Here is a 24,559-nt window from a genome sequence, read left to right on the forward strand (position 1 = left end):
TGTTGCTGCTTTTAATTAGAATAACCTGGTGTCTGAACGTAATTATATCAATTCAAAAGAATGAAGTTTAAAGTAATATTATTCTTTGCCGCCGCCATATCTCTGGCTAGTTGTGTGGATATTCCTGATTTTAGTGATACACCTAAAATATATTATAATGGTATATCGCAGCATACAGAAATTGATACCATAACATCTCCTGGGAACGAGCAAAAGGTGGAAATAGTAACGATAACTATCGATTTTGAAGATGGAGATGGGGATTTAGGAGCTAGTGAAGAGGAACGTAATGATGTAAATTTCAGAGAAGCTTACACCAAGGTTCCAAATTGGGGACTTCCGGCTAATTATGAATTAATAACTATGACAAAGCAGCGGGATAGTAGCTGGACCGAGAGAATAATTCCTTTGGATTCCAGTAAGTTTTTTAAGATTTTGAAAACGGATGGTAAACCTGGGCCAATAAAAGGAAAATTGGATTTGTTTGTACGTTTTCCTGATTCCAGAAGTACCGTAAAAACTACACAAAAATATAAGGTTCGGATTATTGATAGAGCTTTCCACATAAGTAATCAAATAGAACCGACTGATGAGGTTATTGTACCTATTTTGCAATAAATTTAAATTTTCTTGTTTTAACAAAATTTAAAATCCTCATACCTGCCGAACTTCCGGTAGGTATGAGGATTTTAAAATAGAATATGTTCCATTCATTATTACTCTTTGACAATTTTCTTAATTGTTTGATAGCCGTTCTGATGTGACACTTTTATCAAGTAAATGCCTGATGAAAAGTTTTTCATATCAATTCCTTCCATAGGGAAACTGGTTGATTCAAAAACTACTTTTCCAGCTACATCAAAAACTTGTACCTTTTTATTACCAGGCGATTCTTTAACAATTCCCTTTATTTTTAACCTGTCATTTACTGGATTTGGATAAAAACTAATTTGCGAGCCAAAGTCAAGGTTCCTGATCTGGCTAAAGGCAAATGAACCGTCCTTATCAATCATTTTTAAACGGTAATAATTCATACCTGTTAAAGGAACTGCATCCGTAAATGAATAATGACTTTCAGTAGTCTTATCTCCATTAGCGGTTACTTCGCCAATCTCCAACCACTTTTTTGCATTTTCGCTGCGTTCGATACGAAATAAATCTGCATTGATTTCCGAGGATGTACACCAGGAAAGTAAAGCGATACCTGTTTCCTGATCTTCTCCTTGTTTTACAGCGGTGAAACTGATTAGAGCAACGGGAAGTGGGGTGGATGGTTTTCTTAGGACACGGTTTCCGGCAGTATCGTAATCGTATATGACAGCTTGGGTTTGAGCTAAGGCAAAGCTGGAAGTGATTGTGATAAGTATAAATATGTATAATTTTTTCATGTGGTTATTTTAATCGGTGTACACCTTTTAATGCACGGCGATAAAGATTTACGGATAAAATTTATTTTATTAAAAAACATATATTAATGAAGCGTGTCAAAATCTACTATTTTAAGCTTGATGTTTAATTATTTAAGGAGTGGCTGAGTCCTTACCTTAATAATATTGATACCCGTTAACATTCAAATTTGATGCATCTTTTAATTGTAGCTCAAATATGAAAGGTCTATATAACGATGGCTGCTGTTTCTCTGAGAAAACTTTCTAAGTAAGCTCTCGTCTTTCTTGTTTTTATTTCTACATCAATATTAGTTTAGAGTTTTTCTGGAATTACTATTGGAATTTTTGTCAGTATTTTACCCTGAATGTTGAACTTGAAAATGATATCTTTCTCATCAGCTTCTAGAAAAAAGACACTCGATTCATTGGCAAATTTTACGTTTTGTATTATACTGCCATTAGATCGATAAATTAATTTTGCCATCAAGCTGTCTACGTCCATTGTGTACAACTCGTAGGGAGCAATAAATGCAATTGAATGGGTTTCCGAATGATATGAAGGATCATAATACAGAAATGATCCCATTCTTGGATCATTTCTAGGTGTAATTTTATTAAGTTTATTGCTTTTGTCTAATGAAAGACAATATATACCGCTTTCCGCCTCATTTCCATTTATTCTCATCAGTATTTTTGAAGAATCCAATTTAGCGAGCCTGTTTATTCCATAGGAATTTAAATCGGTCACTTTTGTAATTATTTTTTTTTGTAATTTTAGGTAGTATAAATCAAAGCTGTGTACATCTTTCGAAGCAACAGGACTACCTTTAGAATACTCCTTAGCGGAGCAAAAAATTACTTTATCTTCGGATAAAAATATGGCTTCTGTAAGTATTCCAGAGCCAATTAAAAAACTTTGTCTTTGTCTTTTTTGAATATCCAGTATGCTTAATAATCCACTCAAATCTCCCATTTTATGAGCGACAAACATAATCCTGTCGCCCTTTGGAGAAAAGCTAGGATTAATGAAGGAACTATCATCATTTTCCACTAAAAGCCTGACATTGTAGCCATCAATATCAGAACGGTATATTGATGATTTACCTTCTTTATAGTATGAAAAAACAATTGTTTTAGAATCAGGAGATATATCAAAATTTCCCAATTCGGTTGCTTCGTATTGATCCTGATTACAATTAGTCAATGTGGTCAAAATAAGTACGAAGGAAAAAAGGTTGAGTGTATATGGTTTCATTGTTTGTAAATTTAGCGGCTGATGCTTGAAATTATTCTTACAAATTTAGACATTGAAATTATATTAAAAGAATAGTAAACAGCCTTGGCAATGTTATAGGTTCTGACAGAAATAGGTTGGTTTGTATATAAGTCGACAATTTTGGTTTTATAACCTCTCATAATAGAACTAGCTCGTTCAGCTAATGCAAGATCTGCTCCCATAACAGCCTTATCATAAACTGCTCCTTTAATTCCACTAGAACCAAGTTTATAGTATTGATAATCATGTTGCTGCGCCGCTGCGTCAATAAGGTCAATTGGAACCAGACCTAATGTGTATGGATTTTTATCAGAGCCAGGGCCTATAAAATTTGAGCCAAACCAAGCCTTACCGCTATAATTTACACTTCCTTTCCCCCATCCATCCCATTGTCCCCCCACTTTATTTTGCAGTGCTAATCTTCTCGCTGCAACTTCTGCAATTAATTGGTGAGAATAATGATTAAACGCCGCCACACTTCCTGCTTGTGCTGCACCATGCCAGAAATTGCCGCCATTTGCTTTTGCAGATAATCCACCAACAAAAGCGGCAGAACCAATGGAGCCATCACCACTAGCTGAAATTGACCCAAATAATCCTGCTGACATGCCACTCTGAAAACTTCCGCCCTGGGTACTTTCAACAGCACCTTGCATGACCGCGTGTGCGGCAGTTTGAAAAATAGCACCGTTAACTCCACCAATATATCCTGCCGAATTTCCAATTCCAAAGCTCATTACTGCTGACATTGCGCCTGAAAATACAGATTGACCTAAGCCACCAAGTGTAAATTTGTTATCATCGCCATTACGCATGGTTCCGATTATATAACCTACACCATTGGCAATAGCACCCTTTATCGCAATTTGTGCCAGGAACAATAATGGATTCTGTCCATCCGGATCATTGTAAGTCAGTGGATTGTTGAATGCATAGGAATAACGGTTATAGCCTTGTGTACTCATTGCATCAGGTACCAGATTATCAGGACTCAGCATGCGTGCCAAAACAGGATCATACATCCGGCCATTCATATTGATCAGTCCAAACCTGTCCAGGTGCTCATGTCCTGTATATCCACGGTACAGCCAGGTGGGTAAGCTTGTAGTTGCTGTCGGCGGCAATAATTCCCATGTGGCTGGATTGCGTCTGCGTCCCCAGGCATCAAAATTTTGCTCAGCAATGATGGCTCCAATATTATTGGTTACTGTCAGGATCGAGCCGAGATGATCTGTATAAGTGTAATTATAAGTATCTGCTCCGTTTTCCCGTACCACAATGGCTATCAATCCTGCCGGAGAATTAATATAGTGTAAATATTTGGTAGAAGCTCCGGTTATATCTTTTTCAAAGCCTCCAAAATAGTATCTGGTATTGATTACGTTTCCACTTAATTTAGTAATGCTTTTAATACGCTCATAATCGGCACCATAAGTATATACCAGTTCTTGCGGAAGATTATCCGTTGTATTTTCAGTAACCTTTTCAGGTTGCATAAACGAAGTATAAGTAATATCCTGCTGCAATAAAGGAATGGGTGAAGGAACAGGATTTGTAACAGCAATAACGGCATTCTGTTTGGTTGCATGATAAGTATATATTCCTGCATCGGTTTTGTCGCTTATGTTACCGTTACCCGCATAATTTGTGGTAAATGTTGCAGAACCAATCGTGCTGGTTTTTAACCGATCAAGGTTATCATGTGTGAAGCTTTCGGTTTTTGTAGTTGTAATGCCATTGCGAATCATAACATCCGACCGGCTGTTAAGGCAGGCAAGTCCATAATTCCAGTTGAGGGTCAGATTCTGTATATTCTGATTTGCTGAATTGTTTGTCTCAAACTTCGTAGGGAATCCATAAGTGTAACTGTTGACAGATGATTTACCATTTCCCAGGGAATAATTAGTTATCTGGCCTCTGCCATTCATTGCGGCATTATTAAACAGGGTAATCGTATTATCCGTGTTTTTTATAGTTGTTAAATATCCCTTAGCATTATAAGCATAATTCGTCTTGAAACCTGACGGATACAACGTTGATATGACGTCTCCATAGACATTATATCCATAAGTAGTAAGGTGCGGGGTTGTGTCTACTGTTTCGGTAATCGTGCCAACTCTGCCAAAACCGTCGTAGGTATATTCAATAATGTTGCCCGCAAAACCAGTTACTTTTTTTAGCTGGTTGGTTGATGCTCCACTGGAAGACGGGTAAAATTCATAACCAGTGTTACCCTCCGGCCCCGATCTGTTGGTATTACGTCCCATTAAATCATAAATCATTGTATGCACATCGCCATTCGCATTGGTTTGCCTTACAAGTTCACCCAGTATATTATATACATATTGGGTCGTACCGGCATTTTGGTCAATAAGCTTTGTTTGGCGACCATAAGCATCGTATTCATTAGTTATGAGCGTAGCCGTACTATTCTTAACATCCTTTAAACCACCATGATTATAATAACTATAGTTAAGCGTTCCTCCGTGGTCAGTAATGCTGGTTGTCTTCCCGGCTGCATCAGTAATTATAGATGAAACCTGATTACCTGCCACAGTAGTACCTAATCTGGTTTTGGTAGTAGTGAGTATACCTGGAGCAGTATAATTATAAGAAAGGTTTACCGTTCCCGCAGTCGCCGATATACTGGACGAAATTTGTATTGGGCGGTTATATTCATCATAAACATTTGTCAGTGTTACAATGTCTTCACCGGTTTTATAAGGTTCTGTAGAACTAGTTAAATTTCCCTTTAAATTATAGGTATTAGTTTTGGTAATCCAGGTCCCATCAAAAGCCTCTGTTTGGAACTTTACTTCATGTCCAACCTTATCATACCATGTTTTAACATCTGGTTTTCCGGAGTGTGTTGTATGGTTATACCATATTGAATTACCCGAAATGTCCCATCTAAGTGTATCTGATATTGAATATCCCTCAGGTAATGTAGTTTTGGACAAACGACCAAAAACGTTATAACTAAAATATGTAACCAATCCGTCAATACCAGTTGCAGTAAGTGGTGTACCCCATTTAGGATGATAAGTTGTACTGGAAGTTTGGTTCAGCAGATTGGTTGAAGTTATAGGATAACGTCCTTTGTTATCATAAACCGCAGAATTACTACGAGCTGGTGGAGCATTAGTCCCCTTTGGTGTAATTATTGTTTTTTTTAAATTACCTAAAGGGAAATATTCATGCACCGTTCCAATACTATCAGTTCGACCGTCAAAATCAGTTTGGGTAATGATCTGTCCAATTTTGTTGTGTCCAAATTTAGTGGTAACCGTATAAGGCGTTGGGTCACTTCTTTTGCTAGATACAGTTACGGAAGTAGGCTTGTTGGGAATATCTCCAGGCCGTGCCTTATATTGAGTATCTGTGACTATTAATTCAATACCATTATTATTTACTGTACTCTGAGTTATATTTCCAAAAGCATCAAACACATAGGATGTAGTGGCTGTGCCTCCACCAAAACTAATATTTTGAACACCTGCGGTTTTTACCCAATATCTTTTAGCTGCAGGGCTTACCAACTCATTTGTAAGGGTTGTTTGACTTACCAGCGCATCATTAGCGTTATATTTAGTGCTGCTTTTCTTTGGTATAGCTATGTAGAAAGTAGTATTGAATTCATTTTCTGATACGGTTTTATAACCGGTTGCCAAATCAAAAACGGTGGTTTTACCAAAACCTATAAATCCTTTACCCGCACGGTGCAGCTTTGCCTGTTCGTAGGAGTGCTGACTATATTGACCACTTACACCATCTTGATTATCGAAGTTTGATACCGCATACATGGGCAATTGTATGTTATGAAACGGATAATCAGTAAGTGTTACAGCTCCCTTATTATAAAAAGAACCGCCATCTGACAAATTATTATATCCCCAGGTTGTAACATGTCCGACACCATTTTCCACTTTTTCAAGAAGGTTTTCCTTTCCTGATTTTTTTAGAGAAATGATACCAAGATTTAACGTACTGTTTTGCCTGTATACAATTTCAGCACGACCGTCGCCATTTAAATCGAAAGGTACAGAGGGTCTTCCATAATTGGCATCGACACTGAACGTGAATTGCTGTGTGTAGAACTCTGTTCCTTTGCTATAATAAACGTCTGCTTTTGACGGCGAAGAGGCTGGGTTTTTATATTGATGATAAACATCTGACTTGCCGTCTCCATTAAAATCGGCTACGTGAAGGATTTCATTATCAGAAAATACTCCTACTAAGGATGCAAAAGTAAAACTGGATTTTTCAAATGTCAATCCCGTAGAAATAGCTTTAAACCAAGGGAGGTTATTTTGATTGCCGTCCGCATATTCTTTATATAAAATATCTGTTTTTCCATCACCATTAAAATCTCCGAAAAGAACATCTGTATCCGAAGCTTTCAGAAATGTTGACGAAGAATAAATAAGTTTAAAGGCACTCTTTCCATCAGACAAAGTGCCGGCAAAAGAATAGATTCGGGTAAGTGTTCCTTCAATTGTCATGACATCATCCTTTCCATCTCCATTAAAATCCAGAATAAGAATCTTTTTTGCAGCTACCCACGTATTACCGAGCGATGTATTATCAGTATCTTTTACAATATTATATATATTATAAGGGTTTGGTCCTGAACTATACATTTTATAGAAATCAGCATGATATTGACCACCAACACTAATGTCGTTTTGCAACAAAGTGAAAAAGTCTTGTATTCCATCCCCATCAAAATCTCCATTGAAAATGTAATTTCTATTTTCGGGAATGCAACTCTGATATGGAGCAGAAGTTGGCACACCAATACCAGAAAATTGCAATTGGTTAGATATAAGTCCAGCAGGAGAAAGTTTGCTTTGGTAAATGCTAATTGCATCAAGAACCTCTCTGTCAACTCCACCTATTACAGCAGTACGAATGGTGGTTGTTAAAATATCATCCAGACCGTCACCATTAAAATCAGAACGTAAAAATGAATAATCGTTGGCCCGGAATAAATTTGTTTTGATTTGTGTTCCAGCACCAAATGTTATCAATCCGGTTGCGTTACTTGAATTACCATCCCTATATATATTAAAACCAGTATATTTTTTTTCACTATATCCAATTGGTGTGCCAAATGGGTGATAAGTTGTGTAATAAGCCAAAAGCATATCGGATTTTCCATTTCCGTCGAAATCGCTGGAAAGAAAGTCTACTAAGCCCGCAGGAAGGAGTGGGCCGCTTTCGTTTAATAGGGGTTGCGGAGCATCCCCATATTTAAAAACAGTAGCATTTAAGTAAGAAATACCATCACTTCCTATTTCCTGAATGTTTTTCAGATAAGAATTGATATTATCATGTCCGTAATTAAACTGGTATTTCTTGAATAGCGCTCCTTCAGCTTTTACCGTAATCAAATCCAGAAGGTATTTACTTACAATAGAAGAACCGGCTTCGTAAATTGTTTTAATATCTGAAAACCCAGCGGCTGTATTCTGGCGGATCTTATAGGTAAATTCAATCTTATTGTACGTAGCAAGTCCGGTAATGTCATTCCCTGTATACCTGATTTCGCTTATACGAGGATCTCTGTCCGCACTGGTATACACGTACTCAATGTAATTTCCATCAGGGTTTCTAACTCTGCTTAACCGCCAGAAAAGTACAGAGTTACCTGAAACATCCATGAAGCGGGAATCGCTGGTTTTTCCAAATTCCATCTGGACTCCGTCTTTCGTTATAACCACAAAGTATGCCGGACCTGTTACACCAGAAGTATCACGGGATATCACGGTTGCAAAATTTTCATTCTCCGTCCCGTAAGTTGAATTTGGTGCTCCATAAATCCCTGATTTGGAAATAAGTCTTTGGCCATCCATGGCAAACCGATCATTGGTACTTAGCTCAACAGGCCCGGCGGCATTATCAAAATACATATTTCGTGCAACCCTGGAAATAGAACCTAAACCTGAAATATTCCATCCCATTCCTAACAAATTGTTGCCAGACATGGAGTTATACTCAATAGAAAGGGAAGGAACAACACCATTTGTTCCAGGCGGAACGGATATTGGAATGGAATAAGTCGCTGCACCTGTTGCGGAAACAGCACCTGTGCCTGGAGTGCTTCCTACTGTTGTATTAACAGTTATGTCACGGTTAAGAATTGTATTATCGTACAGGGTAGTGTAAGTAATATCCTGAGCAATAAGTCTGGAAATAGTCAATAAAAAAAGGAAACTTAACAGGTAATGTTTTTTCATTTTTTAAAAGTTTGTAGATGAGGTGCAAAAAACTCTGAGCAAAAGCGGATAGCTTTTACTCAGAGTAAGGCAAAGAGTTGTAATTAACAGGAAAATTGTAAAGTACAGGGTAATGGTAAATTTTGTACATAATAGTTTCTATAGTTTGCAGGAGGAGATACAAGCTGAATTATTTTTCTGCCTTGCATATTACGCAAATCTAGTAACTATTTCTACAATTCAAAGTATATGTTTGATGTGCCATTTTGAAATACAATACCACAGATAAATATAAATACCTACTCAATCACATCAGCAGTAAGCACAATCCTGAAAGTAGTTCCTTTTCCTATTTCGGAGCTTTTGACAAAAAGTTTTCCGTTGTGGTAGTTTTCAATAATACGTTTTGCCAGGGTCAGGCCTAAGCCCCATCCGCGTTTTTTTAGTACTGAAACCAGGATCGAAGATCTTGTTTATATTGGCTTTTGTCATTCCTTTTCCTGTATCTGAAATATCGATCAGGATTTCTTTGGTCATTGGTGGAGCTTGCAACGTGACGTTGATCTCACCAATACCGCCCATGGCATCCACTGCATTCTTGCAGATATTTTCTATTACCCATTCAAACAGATTTTTGTTCAGAAGCGCGGTTTGTTCTATCGCAAGCTGATTATCTATGGTAAATTTGACTTTGGAAGAAACGCGTTTTTGAAGATAGGTAACGAAATTGATCACGATTTCAGCCACAGGTTCATCTTTCATAATTGGAACAGATCCAATGTTTGAAAAACGGGTTGTAATCATTTCCAGCCTGATTACATCTTTTTCGATTTCTTCGGCAATGGAAGGGTCGATGTTCGGATCGCTTCGAAAATATTCTACCCAGGCCATTAATGATGAAAGCGGGGTGCCGAGCTGATGTGCTGTTTCTTTCGCCAAACCAACCCAAACCCGGTTTTGTTCGGCCTTTCGAGCCGAACTGAAAGCCAGATAAGCCAGATAACCTATCAGCAGCATTACAGACAATTGTAAAAAAGGATAATAACGGAGTTGGGCAAGAAGGAAAGAGTTACTGTAATAAATGTATCCCGTTCTGCCTTTCTCTAATTCAACAGGAATCGGAGGATGTTCCTGTTTCATAATTGCCAGTTTTTCGTCTATAATCCGTTCCTTTTCTTTTAAGCTTAAATTCTTCGGAAAATGATTAATAATGGTTTTGTTAGCCAGGTTGTTGTTGTTATCATCGACATAAATGGCCGGAATCTGATAAAAATCAACTGCGTCCTGGATCACCTGCATTACAACATTGAAATTTTCATCATATGGAGTTGTCATAATATAGCGTACGCCTTCTGCATATAGTATCACTTCACGTTCTTCACGTTCTTCCAGTTTGTCTACCAGGTCATTGGTATAAAAAAGTGAACCAATACTCAGAAGAAGAAGTATTAAGCCAATGATATATTTTAAAAAGATTTTTGTTCAAATGTGTCCGTTAACGACCGCCGCAACCGGTTGCTGTTAAGCAACGCAACGGGATGCAAACGAAATCGCGGTTTTTGTTTTGGAGTATCAGTTATCATGTATTTCGGTTACAGGTGATGAGCCGTTTTGTGTGATAAGGCACTAAGTTAGGCTACTTATATTCAAAATTCAGCATTTGTAGCAACCATGCCTGTACTTACTACGTATTCGTTTCAAGAACGTGTATAAAACCAGAAAAATATTTCTAAGTGCAGGATTTTAATCTAGTTGTACTATGTTTTGTGAAGGTCATCATTAAAGCTGATAAATATCATGTTTTTGGCAAATGCAGCGTCAGAAATTTGTCAGAGAAAATTTTGTTTTATTTATATGATTTCTAAATAAAGCACTGTCCTTTCAATCACTTTCCTATTATAAGTTTTGTACCGTATTTTTGTAAATCGAATTAGAAATAGTGATGTACAATCATTTCAAATCAATAAGTTTATCACATCGGAAGGCTCCTCTTGCAATCAGGGAACAACTTGCCCTGAACGAGGACAGCGCCAAAGGAATCATGCTTCGTTTGAAGGATTTTTTCGATGTTACTGACGTTTTAGTCGTTTCTACCTGCAATCGTACCGAAATATATTATTCTTCAACAGGTGATCTGAATGAAGAAATGATCAAGCTTTTATTAATAGAAAAGGGAATTTCTGATATTCAGCCGTTCCTTGCCTATTTTGAGCGTTTTGCTGAGGGTGAAAGTGCCGTTCAGCATTTGTTTGAAGTAGCAACAGGCCTGCATTCCCAGGTTGTTGGAGATATGCAGATACCAAATCAGATCAAACATGCATACCAATGGTCAGCCGATCTGAATATGGCTGGTCCTTTTTTGCACCGTTTGCTGCACACCATATTTTTTGCTAACAAACGCGTTGCACAGGAAACATTTTTCAGGGATGGAGCTGCTTCCATTTCTTATGCATCGGTTGAATTACTGGAAGGGCTTATGCCTAATCCGAAAATTTTAGTTGCCGGCCTGGGTGAAATAGGAAGTGATGTATGCCGGAACCTTGCACAAAAAACAGGAGCAGATGTAACGATTGTAAACCGTACGAGAAGTAAGGCTGATGCGCTTGCAGCAGAATTAGGATTCCGTGTGGCAGATGTTGAGGATATTGAAGCAGAAATTTCCCGTGCTGATATTATTGTATCATCCATTGCGCGCGATGAACCATTTTTCACAAAAGAAATGATGGTCCGTTTACGTGGCATGTCCTTTAAATATTTTATTGATCTTTCAGTACCGCGCAGTGTTTCTCCGGAAGTGGAAGAAATACCTGGCGTTATGTTATATACCATTGATTCCATCAGGAGCAGGGCCGACGAAGCGTTAACCCGCAGGATGGATGCAGTTCCTCACGTTAGGGAAATAATTGGGGAAGCTGTAACAGAATTTAATGATTGGTCGAAAGAAATGATTGTTTCTCCGACTATCCAAAAGCTGAAAGGTGCTTTGGAACAAATCAGAAAAGAAGAGCTTACTCGCTTTACCAAGAACCTGAGCGATAGCGAACTGGAAAAAGTGGAGCGTATTACAACAAGTATGATGCAGAAAATCCTCAAACTTCCGGTGCTTCAGCTAAAAGCAGCTTGTAAAAGAGGTGAGGCAGAAACTTTGATCGATGTGTTAAATGACTTGTTCAATCTTGAAAAACAGAAAGAAAGTCACTGATTTTTGAATATTCACTATGGCGTATAAAGCCCTGAAATTTAAGTTAAAAGCTTATTTCAGGGTTATTTTTTTAAAATAAAGAGCGGAAGTCTGATGGACCATCCGCTCTAAGCATTACCTTACCCTCCACAATAATCTTTAATATCCTTCTTCTAATCTCTCTAATTCAATGCCAAAGGCGATTATTATATTCAAATGCCATTGAAATGGCGACTTTATCACATATATAAAATTAAATATAAGCTTGCTGCTTACAATTATTTAAAAGACATACGATGAATGGATTTCTTTAGATTGAATGATTAAAAAATATTTTTCAATGAAGAGAGAAAATATTTTTCTCATTTGTATTTATTTAATATTTATTACTCAAATCTGTTTTGAAGCTTGTATTATTTTAATAAAATATTTTTTTATAAAATTTAAAAAAAAAGAGAAAAATAAAAAAGCAGTGCACCGGATTAGTACACTGCCTGATAATTACTTGCTTTTGATTATTATTTCTTTCCTGATCGTTTGATAGGACGGCCGTACTTCTGCATTTTTTCCTGTGCATGATCCCGGCGTACATTTACTTTCAAGTTTTTAGCAATTTTTTCATGAAAAGCAGAACCAACCGAATCTCTTTTCGGTAGTTTCATTTCGATACTTTTCATATTAATTTTCGGCTGCTCGTCCGAAGTAAGGATTTCCGAAATTTTTAGTTTTTCGGGCAATTCCAGAACAGGGATTTCATAGTTCATCAATGCTTCTATACTTTCTCTGTATTCCTGATCTCTTTCTGTGATAAAGGAGATAGCTTTTCCTTTTTTATCGGCTCGTCCTGTCCTTCCTATCCTGTGAATATAATTTTCAGGAACTTCGGGAATATCAAAGTTAAATACGTGGGAAACCTCTGCAACATCCAGTCCTCTCGCAATGATGTCCGTGGCAATCAGTATCCTGTAAGTCCCTTCGTGAAATTGTTTTACCGAATTAAATCTGTGGTTTTGTTCTTTATTGGAATGTATCACACCAATGGTATCCGGATAATCCCTTTCCAGCTGGCCAAATAACTGATCGGCCAGTTTTTTTGTTGCGACGAAAATAAGCACTTTGTTCATATCCGGATTTTCGTCCAGCAGATGCTCAAGTAAGTTTACTTTTGTGTAAAAATTCGGAACCAGATAGGCAATCTGCTCAATATTTTCGAGTGGAGTTCCTACTGGAGCCGCTTCAATGCGAACCGGATTATTGAAGTAGGTCTGCATTAAAACTTCTACCTCAGGTGTTATTGTCGCAGAAAATAATAAATTCTGGCGTTTTTGAGGCAGAATGTCCAGTATGTTTTTCAGCTGTGTACGAAACCCAAGATTCAGCATCTCATCCACTTCATCGATAACCAATTTTTTTATGGCTTTGGTTTTAAGTGATCCGTTCAGCGCCAGGTCTACCAGTCTGCCAGGAGTTGCTACCACCACATCAGCGCCTTGTTTCAATTCAGCCATTTGTACTTTGATGTTTCCACCGCCATAAACTCCCACAACCTGTAAGGTGAGATAAGCACTCAGTTTTTTCACTTCCTCAGCCACCTGCACCACAAGTTCACGGGTAGGAACAATGATCAGAAGCTGTGGAAGACGGTCTTTAGAATAATCTATCTGGCGAAGAGTCGGTAATAAATAAGCAAACGTTTTTCCTGTCCCCGTCTGTGCAATTCCACATACGTCCTTGCCGGACATCATAACTGAAAATACTTTTTCCTGTATAGTTGTGGGTGTCGTATAACCTAGATCAGCAAGGGCACTTAATAAAGGTTTGGTGAGATTTAATTCTTGAAAAGTCATAGCATTCTTATAATATAGAATGCAAAGTTACCTTTAATCTGCTTTGGGAAAGAACTTAATAGTTAATCATGCGAAAAAACAATGATACGAGGATTTGAATTCTACCATTTTGTGTAGGTCCAGGCCCACCAGATCAGTACTAACTGCAGCGGAAGACGGAGAATAGCTATCCATAATGAAGGATTGCTTTTTTGATAAAAACTAACTGCCATTTGAATATTAGCCGGGAATATAGCAATTAATAGTAAAACCAGTAACCAGGCTCCGGCAGTCCTTGTAACAGGAAACAAAAGCAGTAAGCCAAATAATATTTCAAATATTCCGCTGATATAAACCAGTTGTAGCGGATAAGGAAGATAGGTTGGCATAATTTTCAGGTATACCTTTGGACGGACGAAGTGAAGGATACCGGCTAAAACATAAAAAAACGACATGATGTAAAGCCCAAAAAATTTCATGTAGCATTGCATTTAAAAATCAGAAAGGACACTCGTAATGAATGTCCTTTTTTGTACCGGATATATTTTATTTTATCTTGCTCTGAAACGTCCGGTATTTTTATTGTAAGTCCCGAATGGAAAGCTTAAACCTGCATTGATGCCCCAATTGCTATTTTTTAAATTGTAGCTATCCTTGGAAACATCCAGTAAACCCAGGCCGTAACGCGCGTCCAGATTCAGCCAGATTTTATCTTTCAGACGGATATTTATTCCTGCGCCAAAAGTAAGGCCTAGGTCAAAAGGATTATAAACACGGTTATTTGAATCAGGATTAAGATTATTGCCGTCTTTGTCCTTTGCACCTACCAGAAAGTTTAAAGAAGGTCCGACAAACAATTTGGGACGAAATTTGTCTCCATACTGCCCAAAGAAATAGGTGGCCAGTAATGGCAACTGAATATAGTTTAAATTAATTTCATTGGTTTTGTTATATACCTGAGCACCAAGTTGCGTAAATAAAACCTGGCCGCTAAAACCAAACCCTGTTTTGGAAGCATAAGTATAAAATCCACCAACCGTTAATCCCGCTTTCGCATTTGTTGTATTGCCAATTCCTGCTTTATTTCCTCTGAAATTAGCAATAGAGACACCTGCAATCGGACCGATAGATACATTCTCCTGAGCAAAAGACTGAGATGCGCCAGATAGAAGTACAAATAATAGAATAATGCAATTTTTCATGAAGTTACTTTTAAGTATGTTTTCACTACACATACTAATTTGCATGCCAGACAAGGCAACATAGTTACGTATTGGTTATTTGACTAACCATCAATATTATATAAGATAGTTTCAATTTTTGGTAATACGTATTTTGAATAAATCTGTGGTGATATATCTACATATTTAGAGAAAAGCCCTACAAAGGCAATGGTTTTTATACATTATCCGAAATTTTGAAAATTTTCATTTACCTAACCTTTGCAGAATGAAATATAGTGGTGCTCCTCCCAGAAAAAGGCCCCATCCAACTATGGCTGAAGAAGGATCTGTAACAATAACGTTGACGGCAACAACAAGAAGAAATAATACAAAAAATGCAGGAAGCCAGGGATAACCTATCATTTTAAAACCTTTGTGTTCGTCATTAATTCCCGCTTTTTTCCGGAATACGAAAATAGTAGCAGCAGCACTTGCGAGGGCAATACTATCTACTGACATGACATAGTTTACAATCTGCTCAAAAGTATCCAGCATTGCCAGGGAAATCAGGGTGGTGACAATCAAAAATGTAAGTGCAAATTCCTGTACCTGCGTTTTTGAATTCACTTTTTTGAAAATCGGGGGAAGTATATGATCGTCGGCCAAAGCATAATATACACGCGGAAGTGAAAGCATAGTAGCATTGATAAACCCTAAAACAGAAAGGAAAATAGCAATTGAAAAGAAAATTTCTCCCCATGGCCCAAACAATGCTCTGGCTGTATCAGCTGCAATAAGATTGGAGTTTTGTAAACCCGCAAAACCTAACACATTATAGTAAGTATAGTTAAGTGCCAGATACAATCCGAGTATAAGAAACATACCTAAGAATATTCCTCTCGGTGTATTACGAACGGGATTTTTAATATCAGCGCCAAAATTCAATGTTTGCTGATAACCGCCAAATGTGTAAAACACTGCAATCAGACTTGCGCCAAACGCTGTCAGCCAGTTTCCGGAAGATTGGGGTAGGGGCAGATGTTTAAGCGTTGAGGGATTTTGGGTATAAAAAATGCCGGTACATAACACCAGCATCATCAGGATTTTCAGGGTACTTAAAAGATTTTGCGTTCGTGAACCTGACTTAATACCCAGCATATTAATAGTGTAAAAGAATAACAGCGTTACAACTGCGGTTCCCTGTATGGCGAGCTGGCTATGCAAAGAAGCCGGTAATAACGGATTAATATATTCGGAGCCAATAAGTGCCACACCTGCCATTCCTGCACCATAGGTAAGTACAATTACCCAGTTGATCATGAAAGAATAAAGTGGGTGAAAAGCGGTGGAAATCAGTTTATAAAATCCACCTGGAAAATGATGCCTCGAACCAATTTCTGCAAAAACAAATGCACCGATCATGCTTACAATTCCTCCGGCAACCCAGGCAGAAAAAAATAATACAGGAGTTTCTGCCTGTCTGGCAACGATGGCGGGAGTCCTGAATATGCCAATACCTATAACGAGACTTATGACAATCATGCCTAAATCGAAGACACCAATTTGCGGACGTATTTTATCAGAAGGCTCAGGCATTGGTGCAGGTTTAGTAAATGGATTTTTAAGATAAAGAATTATTCAGTCTTTTTATCCTCAATCGTCTCCCATATCCATTTCTTCTTCATTTGGAATCTGGTAGGTTTTCAGGTATGCTTTCAACTGAGAAGGCGTTTGCCAGTGTTTCAGAATGATCTTAATATTTTTGATCTCGGCTTTTACTTCGTTTACATTGGTATTGAATTTGACGATAACTGTGGTCAGTGAATTGGCATGCTGGTATGGAAGTCCGCATAATGACGAGATTTCCTTTTGTATCATCTCCTTTTCAATTTCCAGGTCTTCAACCTGTTGCTTTAATACTTTATTGTAATAATTGAGCTGGTTTTTAGTCAGGTTTTCAAGATGATCCTGATCAATCCGGTCAAATTCAATTTGTAATTTAAGCAGTTCCAAAAGGTTGTTATTCTGGTAACTTCCGATAACGCGCTGCATAATTTCAGTTTTTCGCAGTTTTTCGTTTTCGTCGGTTTCCAGGTCAGGATGAAAAGCCTTCACCAGATCCATGTAAACGGTCCGAACAGATTTGGTTGTTTTTTGCTTGTCCATATTCAGTTTTGCCTCCTGAATACGCGCCTGCAATCTTTCGGTCCTGTGCGCTTCTTTGATACGCTGCTGCTCCTCTTCTGGTAATTCGTGGAAGTTTTCAGGAAATTCAGTCTGTCTTTCCGGTTCCTGTTCAATCAAAAATGCAGGATCAGTGATTTTCTCAGCGGATTTTTGTGTGGCATATTCAAGTGCCGTTTCAATGTCAACTTCGCTGTATTTATTGTAAACGGCTTTCAGTTCGTCAAATCCATAATTGGCAATAAGATCAAACGCATTTTCAGTAATCAGGTAAGCCAGTTTGGTTTGATATGCGTTCCTGAACAGGTCATTTGTATAAGTGCGATCCATCAGGTTAACCATTTCAACTCTGAAAGCCTGAAATTCCATTACCAGTGGATTAAGGTCAGTTGGAATGCGCTGGATGATTTGGTCCCTTGCGCTTTTCAGTTCAGGAATCAAATGGTCCAGTTGTTCTATTTTCTCAGAAAGTTGATTGAATTCTTTTTGGCGTTTGTTAAGAACAGATTTGGGCTGTCCAATGCGAAGTAATGCTGTATTGATCATGGAACAAAGGTAAGGGTTAACGCTGAGTTAAGAGAGTTAAGTACAGAGTTCGCTGCTTTTTTCTTTGTGAACTCTGGGCCTAACTGCTTTGATTCTGCGTTAAACTCTTATAAACCTAGTTCCTGGTAAGAAATCAAAATAATTGCCACTACTGCTAATGTCAGTCCTAGCCTGTTGTAATTATTTAATTGTTCCTTATAAATGATCCATGCAGCAAAAGAAGAAACTAACATGCTGAGAATGTTATAAATAGGGAAAACATAAGCCGCACTATTTCCAAAGTCTGATAAGGCTTGTAACAGGAAGTACAATGACAAAAAATTGGGGACGCCCAGTATCAAACCGCCAATAAGACTGCGTAATTCAATTTTTTCATTATTAAACAAAACCTTATAAATCAGCAAAACTGATCCGATCAGAACGGCACCGGTACACGCAATAATCATAAAAACAGTTGTTTGCCCGGCTGCATAATATTTTGAGGATAAATAATTGATAAGTGTATTATTAGTCCCGCTGCCAAAGAAAGTAAGCAGGGGGAGAAGCCAGAGTAGTGATGTGAAATTTTTAGGCTGATCTTTTTCAACGATAATTTCCTTTACAATGTCCTTTTTCTGAGTTTGAATGGCACCTAACGCAAGTGCGGCCAATGCCAGGATCAATCCTGTATAATTGAGGAAAGTAAAATCCTTATTGTTGTTTTTAAAAATAAACAGGCCAAAAAGTACGGGTATGACCAGTGACATATTTCCTGCCAGGGAGGCTGCTGTAACACTTACTTTTTGAGCCGTAAGTCCGATAAACATAAATGCAATCACAAACATAGTTCCCAAAGCCAGTGTAAGGATTGTGCCTTCGGAACTCCAATCGACATTGGTAAATGCATGAAGATCCGGCGTCAGGAAAAGCCCGGTCAGTACGCAGGAGTAATAATTGAAAACAATGGCATGGAAGGAATTGATCCTGTAACGCGGATAAGCCCGCATGATCATATACAGGGCAACAGTGAATAGGACGGAGAGTATGAAGTTGAGCATAGGATAGAAGGGTGGTTAACGGTTAAGGGGTAACGGTTAACGGGCAATTAGTCGGTTTTTATTTTTGTGATAACTTCTTCAATCACTTTTGGATAATTTTCATGCTCCAATACCTGCACTTTTTTTGCAACGTCATCCGGCGTATCAGTTGCTGAAACCTCACAGGTTATCTGTGAAATAATGTTTCCTTCATCGTACCGTTCATTTACAAAATGAATGGTAATACCAGATTCCGTTTCTTTGGCTGCTACCACCGCTTCATGTACAAAATGTCCGTACATGCCTTTGCCTCCGTGTTTTGGTAATAAGGCAGGGTGAATATTTACGATTTTTTCAGGATAAGCTTTTACGAGAAAATCCGGAATCAGCATCATAAAACCGGCTAACACAATGAAATCTGTCTTTTCATTTTGGAGCAATTGCAGAATTCTATCTGTGTCGTAAAAGGTTTTTTTATCAAAAATCACAACCGGAATATGCAGCTTTCTGGCACGCATAATTACACCGGCCAGTGGATTGTTAGTCAGTATCAGTGAAATTTCCACATTTGGTTTTTCTGCAAAATATTCGCTTATTTTTTCTGCGTTTGAACCTGAACCGGATGCAAAAATGGCAATACGTATCATTGTAATTTGTAAATTATTTTCAAAGTTTGGCAAAGCTATAAAAAAGAACGGCTTCCCGGGATGCAGGAAGCCGATTGAAAGTGAATTTATAAAACCGGAGAAAAGTACTTCAATAGATTTTGGTCAGTTCTGTCGTTGCTATCAGTTTACCTTTCCGGTAAGTTTCTGTTTTTAAATCCCATAAAATACCCGGTGTACGGTAGGAAATGGTATGCATGTCCATTTTGACGCCCAATCCCATTTTGGTTTCCATCAGCATATCCGCCGTTATTTTATAAGCATCAAACGAGCCGGCAGGAATCGTCAGTTTTTCCTGACTTTCTATCTGTCTGTTTGATATGAGCATGTTTAACGTAATTTTCAACGGGCCGGATGCACCTTCTCCTTTGAGAGAAGCATCTTTCAGTTTTTGCCCGACAGCGTATTTTACGGGATACACAATGTCTTCGGAAGTAAATTTCATTTGAAAATTTTCAAACGATTTTAACTGCTCCTGACTGATCAGCGAACTGGCGTCAAGTGTGAGAGAATTGCCATCGCAGCGCATTTTATAAGTGTTTTTCAATTCCGATTTACCTTTTGTATTAAAGGATTCGAAGTCAATGGTAATGATGGAATTGCTTCCTTCTTTAGTTACACTTGCAATTCTGTAAGTCATTTTGCCGGATGGTTTTCCCTTTCCGTCAAAACTATCCATATCAAATCCACTGCCGGCTTTTAAAGTCATTCCCATACATTCCTGCGCTTGTGATGAAGCAGAAAAAATAAGCAGGCACAAGAAACTAAGTAAAAAGTTCTTTATCATTTTAGTAAGTTTTAATTTGATTATTAGATAGTGCAGCGTAAAGATATAGCTTTCGATCAGATCATCCTGACGAAAACTAATTTAGGTTAACTTATAGATTTAGTTTTTACTAAACGGTAATAGGAATACGTTTACATTCACCGGCAAAAGCCGAATGCCAACGACCGAAAGCCATTCTCAGGCCCAGATCATCGTAAGCAAGCCCAAAAGCATAATAAGCTTACACAAGGTACTGAGTTCTTTAAAATCACGGCGTGTATCTGATTTCATTAGCCTGAAAACGAGCCAGCCAATCGGAAGTAGTAATAATATGAACAGAATACTCAACAAATTATTTTCGAGCACTTTGGCCATCAGAAAGAGTGTGACAACAAACAGGGACACCACGCTGTACAAAAATGTTTTTGTCCTTCGGATTCCCCAGATAATCGGAAGTGTACGACAGCCATGTGCCGCGTCTCCACGAATATCTTCCATGTCTTTGATTATTTCCCGGATCAGTGAAATGAAGAAGGAAAAGACTGCATAAATAAATACCAGATGACGGTTTGCCGGGAAATAAACCGTTAGAATGAGAAGGCTGAAACCAGTGAGCAGAGAAACAATAAAGTTGCCGATAAATGGCTTTCTTTTAAAACGCTCGGAATAAAACCACAATAATGTGATCGAAAAAACATTGATCAGAAATACCCAGTGACTGACAAGCAGGCCAAGCAATGCACCAAAAACATTAAGCACCTGATGAGCACCCATCGCCCATCGCCGTTTGAGATACCTGCCCACCACGACACGCTCCGGCTTATTCACTATATCAATTTTGACATCAAAATAATCATTGATTATATATCCGGCGGCAGCAATACAAACAGTTGAAAGGGACAGAAAGAACATATCCGGATCGGCAATAATGTGCCGCCAGTCAGCTCTCGGTCCGATTAATAGAATTCTGGTGAGATATTGTGTAATAGCTACAATGACCAGATTAGTCATACGCACAAGGCGCACACTTCCTGTTATAAAATCCCGTAATGTCACTTTTGGACGGGCAGACACATTCATGGAGGTTAGTTCAAAAAGGAAGTCAAGAGATTAAAATTATTCATTTTATAGCATTAACGTCAATAAATAACATCTTTATGCAATTGTATGGGATAAAATCCATTCTTTTCGTGTTAGTCGTTTGTCAACTATTAAAAAAAGAAGTTGTTCCCGATTGATTTTCTACTATTTCACCACGATCAGAAAAAAGAATTATGAAAATTGGTATTGTATGCTATCCTACCTTCGGAGGAAGCGGAGTGGTGGCTACCGAACTTGGTAAATCTCTTGCAAAAGTAGGACATCAGGTTCATTTTATTACTTATTCACAGCCTCAAAGATTAGATTTTTTCAATGAGAATTTATACTATCACGAAGTAAACGTACCTACGTATCCACTTTTTCAGTATGCACCCTACGAATCAGCTTTGTCCAGCCATATGGTACAGGTTGTTGAAACTGCAAAACTGGACCTGCTTCATGTTCACTACGCAATTCCGCATGCTTCGTCTGCTTATCTGGCCAAACAGATCCTTGCACAACAGGGAATCCATATTCCGGTGATCACCACTTTACACGGCACAGACATAACCTTAGTAGGAAAAGATCCCTCTTATGAGCCTGTTGTAACGTTCAGTATCAATCAGTCGGACGGAGTTACGGCTGTATCCGATTCTTTGAAAAGGGATACTTACAGCCAGTTTAACGTAACAAAAGATATTGAAGTAATTCCGAATTTTATTGATCTGGATCGTTTTAACAGACAAAAGAAAGATCACTTCAAATTGGCTATTTGTCCGAACAATGAAAAACTTATTGTACATACTTCCAATTTCCGTAAGGTAAAAAGGATTGATGATGTCGTTATGATTTTCAGCAAATTACGTAAGCTTTTGCCAAGCAAGCTGCTTTTGGTAGGCGACGGTCCGGACCGCGTGCGTATTGAACGTTTATGTAAGGATCTGGATATGCTTTCCGATGTACGCTTTCTGGGAAAACTGGATGCTATTGAAGAGGTTCTTTCGGTAGCCGATTTGTTTTTAATGCCTTCTGAATCAGAAAGTTTTGGTTTGGCCGCTTTGGAAGCGATGGCTTGTGAAGTCCCATGTATTACATCCAATGCCGGCGGATTGCCTGAATTAAATGTACAGGGCGTTACCGGATTTATGAGTAATGTGGGTGATGTAGATGATATGGTCAAAAATGCAGCTTTTGTGTTAAATGATGACAATTTGCCAATGTTTAAGGCAAATGCTTTGGCGCGGGCAAAAGAATTTGATGTAGCCAAAATACTTCCTCACTATGAGGCTTATTATGAGCGTATTGTAGAAAATAGTAAGATGCCTGTCTGACATTGGGTATGATATTTTTAAGTAGTGTTGAAAGGCATTAACTTAAAATATCTCAATATGCTACCGAACATTCCGGATACAAATTATAAAAGAGTTGTCATCATCGGAGCTGGTTTTGGGGGACTGGCTTTGGCGAGGGAAATTGCAAAAAGGGAAGATTTACAGGTGGTAATCATTGACCGCAATAATTACCACCAGTTTCAGCCTTTATTTTATCAGGTTGCAATGGCTGGTATTGAGCCAAGTTCTATTTCTTTCCCTTTAAGAAAGGTATTTCAGTCAAAGAAAAATGTACATATCCGGATTACCGAAGTCCATAGTGTTAATCCCGACCGGAAATCGGTTCAAACTGATCTTGGTGAAATTACCTATGATTATCTGGTGATTGCAACTGGTGCAAGTACCAATTATTTTGGTATGAAGGAAATTGAGCAACGGGCTATTCCCATGAAAACTGTTTCCGAAGCGCTTGCACTAAGGAACCGTATCCTGCAAAATTTTGAAGATGCATTGTCTGCCAATTCTGATGATGAACGCGAAGGCTTGATGAGCGTGGTGGTAGTCGGCGGCGGCCCAACTGGTGTTGAGTTGTCGGGTACGCTGGCAGAAATGAGGTCATATATTTTACCAAAAGATTATCCTGAACTGGATTTTAAATCGATGCAGATTCATCTTTTGGAAGGAGCTTAAAGACTTGCTGGGCGTAATGTCTGCAGAATCTTCTGCAACGTCCCGGAAATATCTGGAAGAAATGGGTGTCATTATTCATACGGAACAGGTTGTCACCGGATTTGACGGAAAATATGTTACAACCAAACAGGGTTTAAGGCTTAGATCGGATAATCTGGTATGGGCGGCAGGTGTAAAAGCGAATCCGCTGAACGGTCTTAATCCGGAGGTAATTGTGCGCGGCGGACGTATTAAAGTCGATCTTTACAACCGTGTCCAGGGTTATGACAATATTTTTGCACTGGGAGATGTAGCTTCCATGAGTGAAGGTAAATGGGAAAACGGACATCCTCAGCTGGCACAGCCCGCCATGCAGCAGGGCAAAGCGCTTGCCCGTAATGTCTGGAGAGTAATGGACGGAAGGAAAGCAATTCCGTTTGCTTACAAAGATCTTGGTTCTATGGCTACGGTTGGACGAAACAGGGCGGTGGTAGATCTTCCTTTCTGGAAATTTCAGGGATTTTTTGCATGGTTAACCTGGATGTTTGTTCACTTGCTTTCTATTGTTGGAGTGAAAAACCGGGTTATGACGCTGATCAACTGGGTTTGGAACTATGTAACTTACGATCAGTCTTTAAGGTTGATTTTGAGATCAAAGACAATAGAACAAATTTCTAATAAGGAAGAGAAAAACACTGAGGTTGTCTAGGTTAGAATATCATTATTTAACCAAAACAATATCCGTTCGTATCCGGCTTTAACCACTCAACTTAATATTATATCATTTAACAGGTTTTTATTATATTCGTGTGCTATTTGTGGTAGGTTTGCGTTATGTATGTAGGCAATAAACTTTTGAAAGATGAAACTGTTATTTAATATTCTGCTCATATTCATGCTCCTGATTGCGTTTGTACCGTTTTTCAGAAGATTTATTTTTCATTTATTGGTAGGCCGGAAGTTGGTAAAAGAACAGGAAAGGCAATATCGCGCACAGCAGCAACGGGCAAAACAGACGGGTGTCAGAGTAGAAAATATTCCTCCGGATATCAATCAATCGCGTTTCAAAGGCGGCGAATACGTGGACTATGAGGAAGTGAAGTAGAAAGGAAGTTCACAGTTATATAGCTTAAAGTCCACAGAGCTTTATAACTGAATGATAGATATAAATTAAAAGCCGGGTTTCGAACGATTCCCGGCTTTTCTTATAAAACGTTATTTTAGAATGTGTCACGAAATAGGGGCCGAAA

The 24,559-nt window shown here is 38.4% G+C and carries 20 protein-coding genes; 6 read left to right on the forward strand and 14 right to left on the reverse strand.

Annotated elements, in window-relative coordinates; all coding sequences use genetic code 11:
- Nucleotides 1-60: 60 nt before the first annotated feature.
- Nucleotides 61-618 carry a hypothetical protein gene (locus tag KZC02_RS23175; protein WP_221390852.1) on the forward strand — a complete coding sequence of 186 codons (558 nt, stop codon included), beginning with the start codon at nt 61-63 and terminating at the stop codon, nt 616-618.
- A gap of 98 nt (nt 619-716) precedes the next feature.
- On the opposite strand, the gene KZC02_RS23180 is transcribed toward KZC02_RS23175, so the two are convergent.
- The 5 genes from KZC02_RS23180 to KZC02_RS23195 all read right to left on the reverse strand — a co-directional run bounded on the left by KZC02_RS23180 (nt 717) and on the right by KZC02_RS23195 (nt 10,250).
- Nucleotides 717-1,388, reverse strand: coding sequence for a T9SS type A sorting domain-containing protein (locus KZC02_RS23180; protein WP_221390853.1), 672 nt, complete (start codon nt 1,386-1,388; stop codon nt 717-719).
- Between the two features lie 313 nt (nt 1,389-1,701).
- Nucleotides 1,702-2,643, reverse strand: a complete 942-nt coding sequence (locus KZC02_RS23185) for a hypothetical protein (protein WP_221390854.1) — start codon at nt 2,641-2,643, stop codon at nt 1,702-1,704.
- 11 nt (nt 2,644-2,654) lie between these two features.
- A complete protein-coding gene (locus KZC02_RS23190; protein WP_221390855.1) occupies nt 2,655-8,903 on the reverse strand; it encodes an FG-GAP-like repeat-containing protein in 6,249 nt (2,082 codons plus the stop codon).
- A gap of 278 nt (nt 8,904-9,181) precedes the next feature.
- On the reverse strand, nt 9,182-9,343 hold the full coding sequence (locus tag KZC02_RS33115; RefSeq protein ID WP_310590457.1) for an ATP-binding protein: 162 nt from the start codon (nt 9,341-9,343) through the stop codon (nt 9,182-9,184).
- A complete protein-coding gene (locus KZC02_RS23195; RefSeq protein WP_310590361.1) occupies nt 9,276-10,250 on the reverse strand; it encodes a HAMP domain-containing sensor histidine kinase in 975 nt (324 codons plus the stop codon). The genes KZC02_RS33115 and KZC02_RS23195 overlap by 68 nt, the downstream gene beginning before the upstream one ends.
- A gap of 574 nt (nt 10,251-10,824) precedes the next feature.
- Between KZC02_RS23195 and hemA the strand changes: the two genes are divergently transcribed.
- Nucleotides 10,825-12,084 (forward strand): glutamyl-tRNA reductase, encoded by a 1,260-nt coding sequence (gene hemA, locus KZC02_RS23200; RefSeq protein ID WP_221390856.1) that lies wholly within the window; start codon nt 10,825-10,827, stop codon nt 12,082-12,084.
- Between the two features lie 497 nt (nt 12,085-12,581).
- Here the strand turns inward: hemA and KZC02_RS23205 are convergent, their stop codons facing one another.
- The 9 genes from KZC02_RS23205 to KZC02_RS23245 form a co-directional block, all read right to left on the reverse strand.
- On the reverse strand, nt 12,582-13,910 hold the full coding sequence (locus KZC02_RS23205) for a DEAD/DEAH box helicase (protein WP_221390857.1): 1,329 nt from the start codon (nt 13,908-13,910) through the stop codon (nt 12,582-12,584).
- Between the two features lie 101 nt (nt 13,911-14,011).
- Nucleotides 14,012-14,368 (reverse strand): DoxX family protein, encoded by a 357-nt coding sequence (locus KZC02_RS23210; RefSeq protein WP_221390858.1) that lies wholly within the window; start codon nt 14,366-14,368, stop codon nt 14,012-14,014.
- Nucleotides 14,369-14,440: 72 nt separating this feature from the next.
- A complete protein-coding gene (locus KZC02_RS23215; protein ID WP_221390859.1) occupies nt 14,441-15,091 on the reverse strand; it encodes a porin family protein in 651 nt (216 codons plus the stop codon).
- 225 nt (nt 15,092-15,316) lie between these two features.
- Nucleotides 15,317-16,648, reverse strand: a complete 1,332-nt coding sequence (locus KZC02_RS23220; protein WP_221390860.1) for an APC family permease — start codon at nt 16,646-16,648, stop codon at nt 15,317-15,319.
- 57 nt (nt 16,649-16,705) lie between these two features.
- Nucleotides 16,706-17,782 carry a hypothetical protein gene (locus KZC02_RS23225; RefSeq protein WP_221390861.1) on the reverse strand — a complete coding sequence of 359 codons (1,077 nt, stop codon included), beginning with the start codon at nt 17,780-17,782 and terminating at the stop codon, nt 16,706-16,708.
- Between the two features lie 107 nt (nt 17,783-17,889).
- Entirely contained in the window at nt 17,890-18,819 is a 930-nt protein-coding gene (locus KZC02_RS23230; RefSeq protein WP_221390862.1) for an EamA family transporter, read from the reverse strand.
- 47 nt (nt 18,820-18,866) lie between these two features.
- Nucleotides 18,867-19,445, reverse strand: a complete 579-nt coding sequence (locus KZC02_RS23235; protein ID WP_221390863.1) for a phosphoribosylglycinamide formyltransferase — start codon at nt 19,443-19,445, stop codon at nt 18,867-18,869.
- Nucleotides 19,446-19,554: 109 nt separating this feature from the next.
- Entirely contained in the window at nt 19,555-20,250 is a 696-nt protein-coding gene (locus tag KZC02_RS23240; RefSeq protein WP_221390864.1) for a hypothetical protein, read from the reverse strand.
- A gap of 177 nt (nt 20,251-20,427) precedes the next feature.
- A complete protein-coding gene (locus KZC02_RS23245) occupies nt 20,428-21,309 on the reverse strand; it encodes a geranylgeranylglycerol-phosphate geranylgeranyltransferase (RefSeq protein WP_221390865.1) in 882 nt (293 codons plus the stop codon).
- Between the two features lie 194 nt (nt 21,310-21,503).
- On the opposite strand from KZC02_RS23245, the gene bshA reads away from it, so the two are divergent.
- The 4 genes from bshA to KZC02_RS23260 all read left to right on the forward strand — a co-directional run bounded on the left by bshA (nt 21,504) and on the right by KZC02_RS23260 (nt 24,414).
- On the forward strand, nt 21,504-22,640 hold the full coding sequence (gene bshA, locus KZC02_RS23250; protein WP_221390866.1) for an N-acetyl-alpha-D-glucosaminyl L-malate synthase BshA: 1,137 nt from the start codon (nt 21,504-21,506) through the stop codon (nt 22,638-22,640).
- A gap of 57 nt (nt 22,641-22,697) precedes the next feature.
- Complete coding sequence (locus KZC02_RS33120) at nt 22,698-23,330, forward strand: FAD-dependent oxidoreductase (protein WP_310590362.1); 633 nt, start codon at nt 22,698-22,700, stop codon at nt 23,328-23,330.
- Between the two features lie 16 nt (nt 23,331-23,346).
- Nucleotides 23,347-24,018, forward strand: a complete 672-nt coding sequence (locus KZC02_RS33125) for an FAD-dependent oxidoreductase (protein WP_310590363.1) — start codon at nt 23,347-23,349, stop codon at nt 24,016-24,018.
- Between the two features lie 153 nt (nt 24,019-24,171).
- Complete coding sequence (locus tag KZC02_RS23260; RefSeq protein ID WP_221390867.1) at nt 24,172-24,414, forward strand: DUF4834 family protein; 243 nt, start codon at nt 24,172-24,174, stop codon at nt 24,412-24,414.
- Nucleotides 24,415-24,559: the final 145 nt, after the last annotated feature.

It is taken from the genome of Dyadobacter sp. NIV53 (assembly GCF_019711195.1).
Lineage (GTDB): Bacteria > Bacteroidota > Bacteroidia > Cytophagales > Spirosomataceae > Dyadobacter.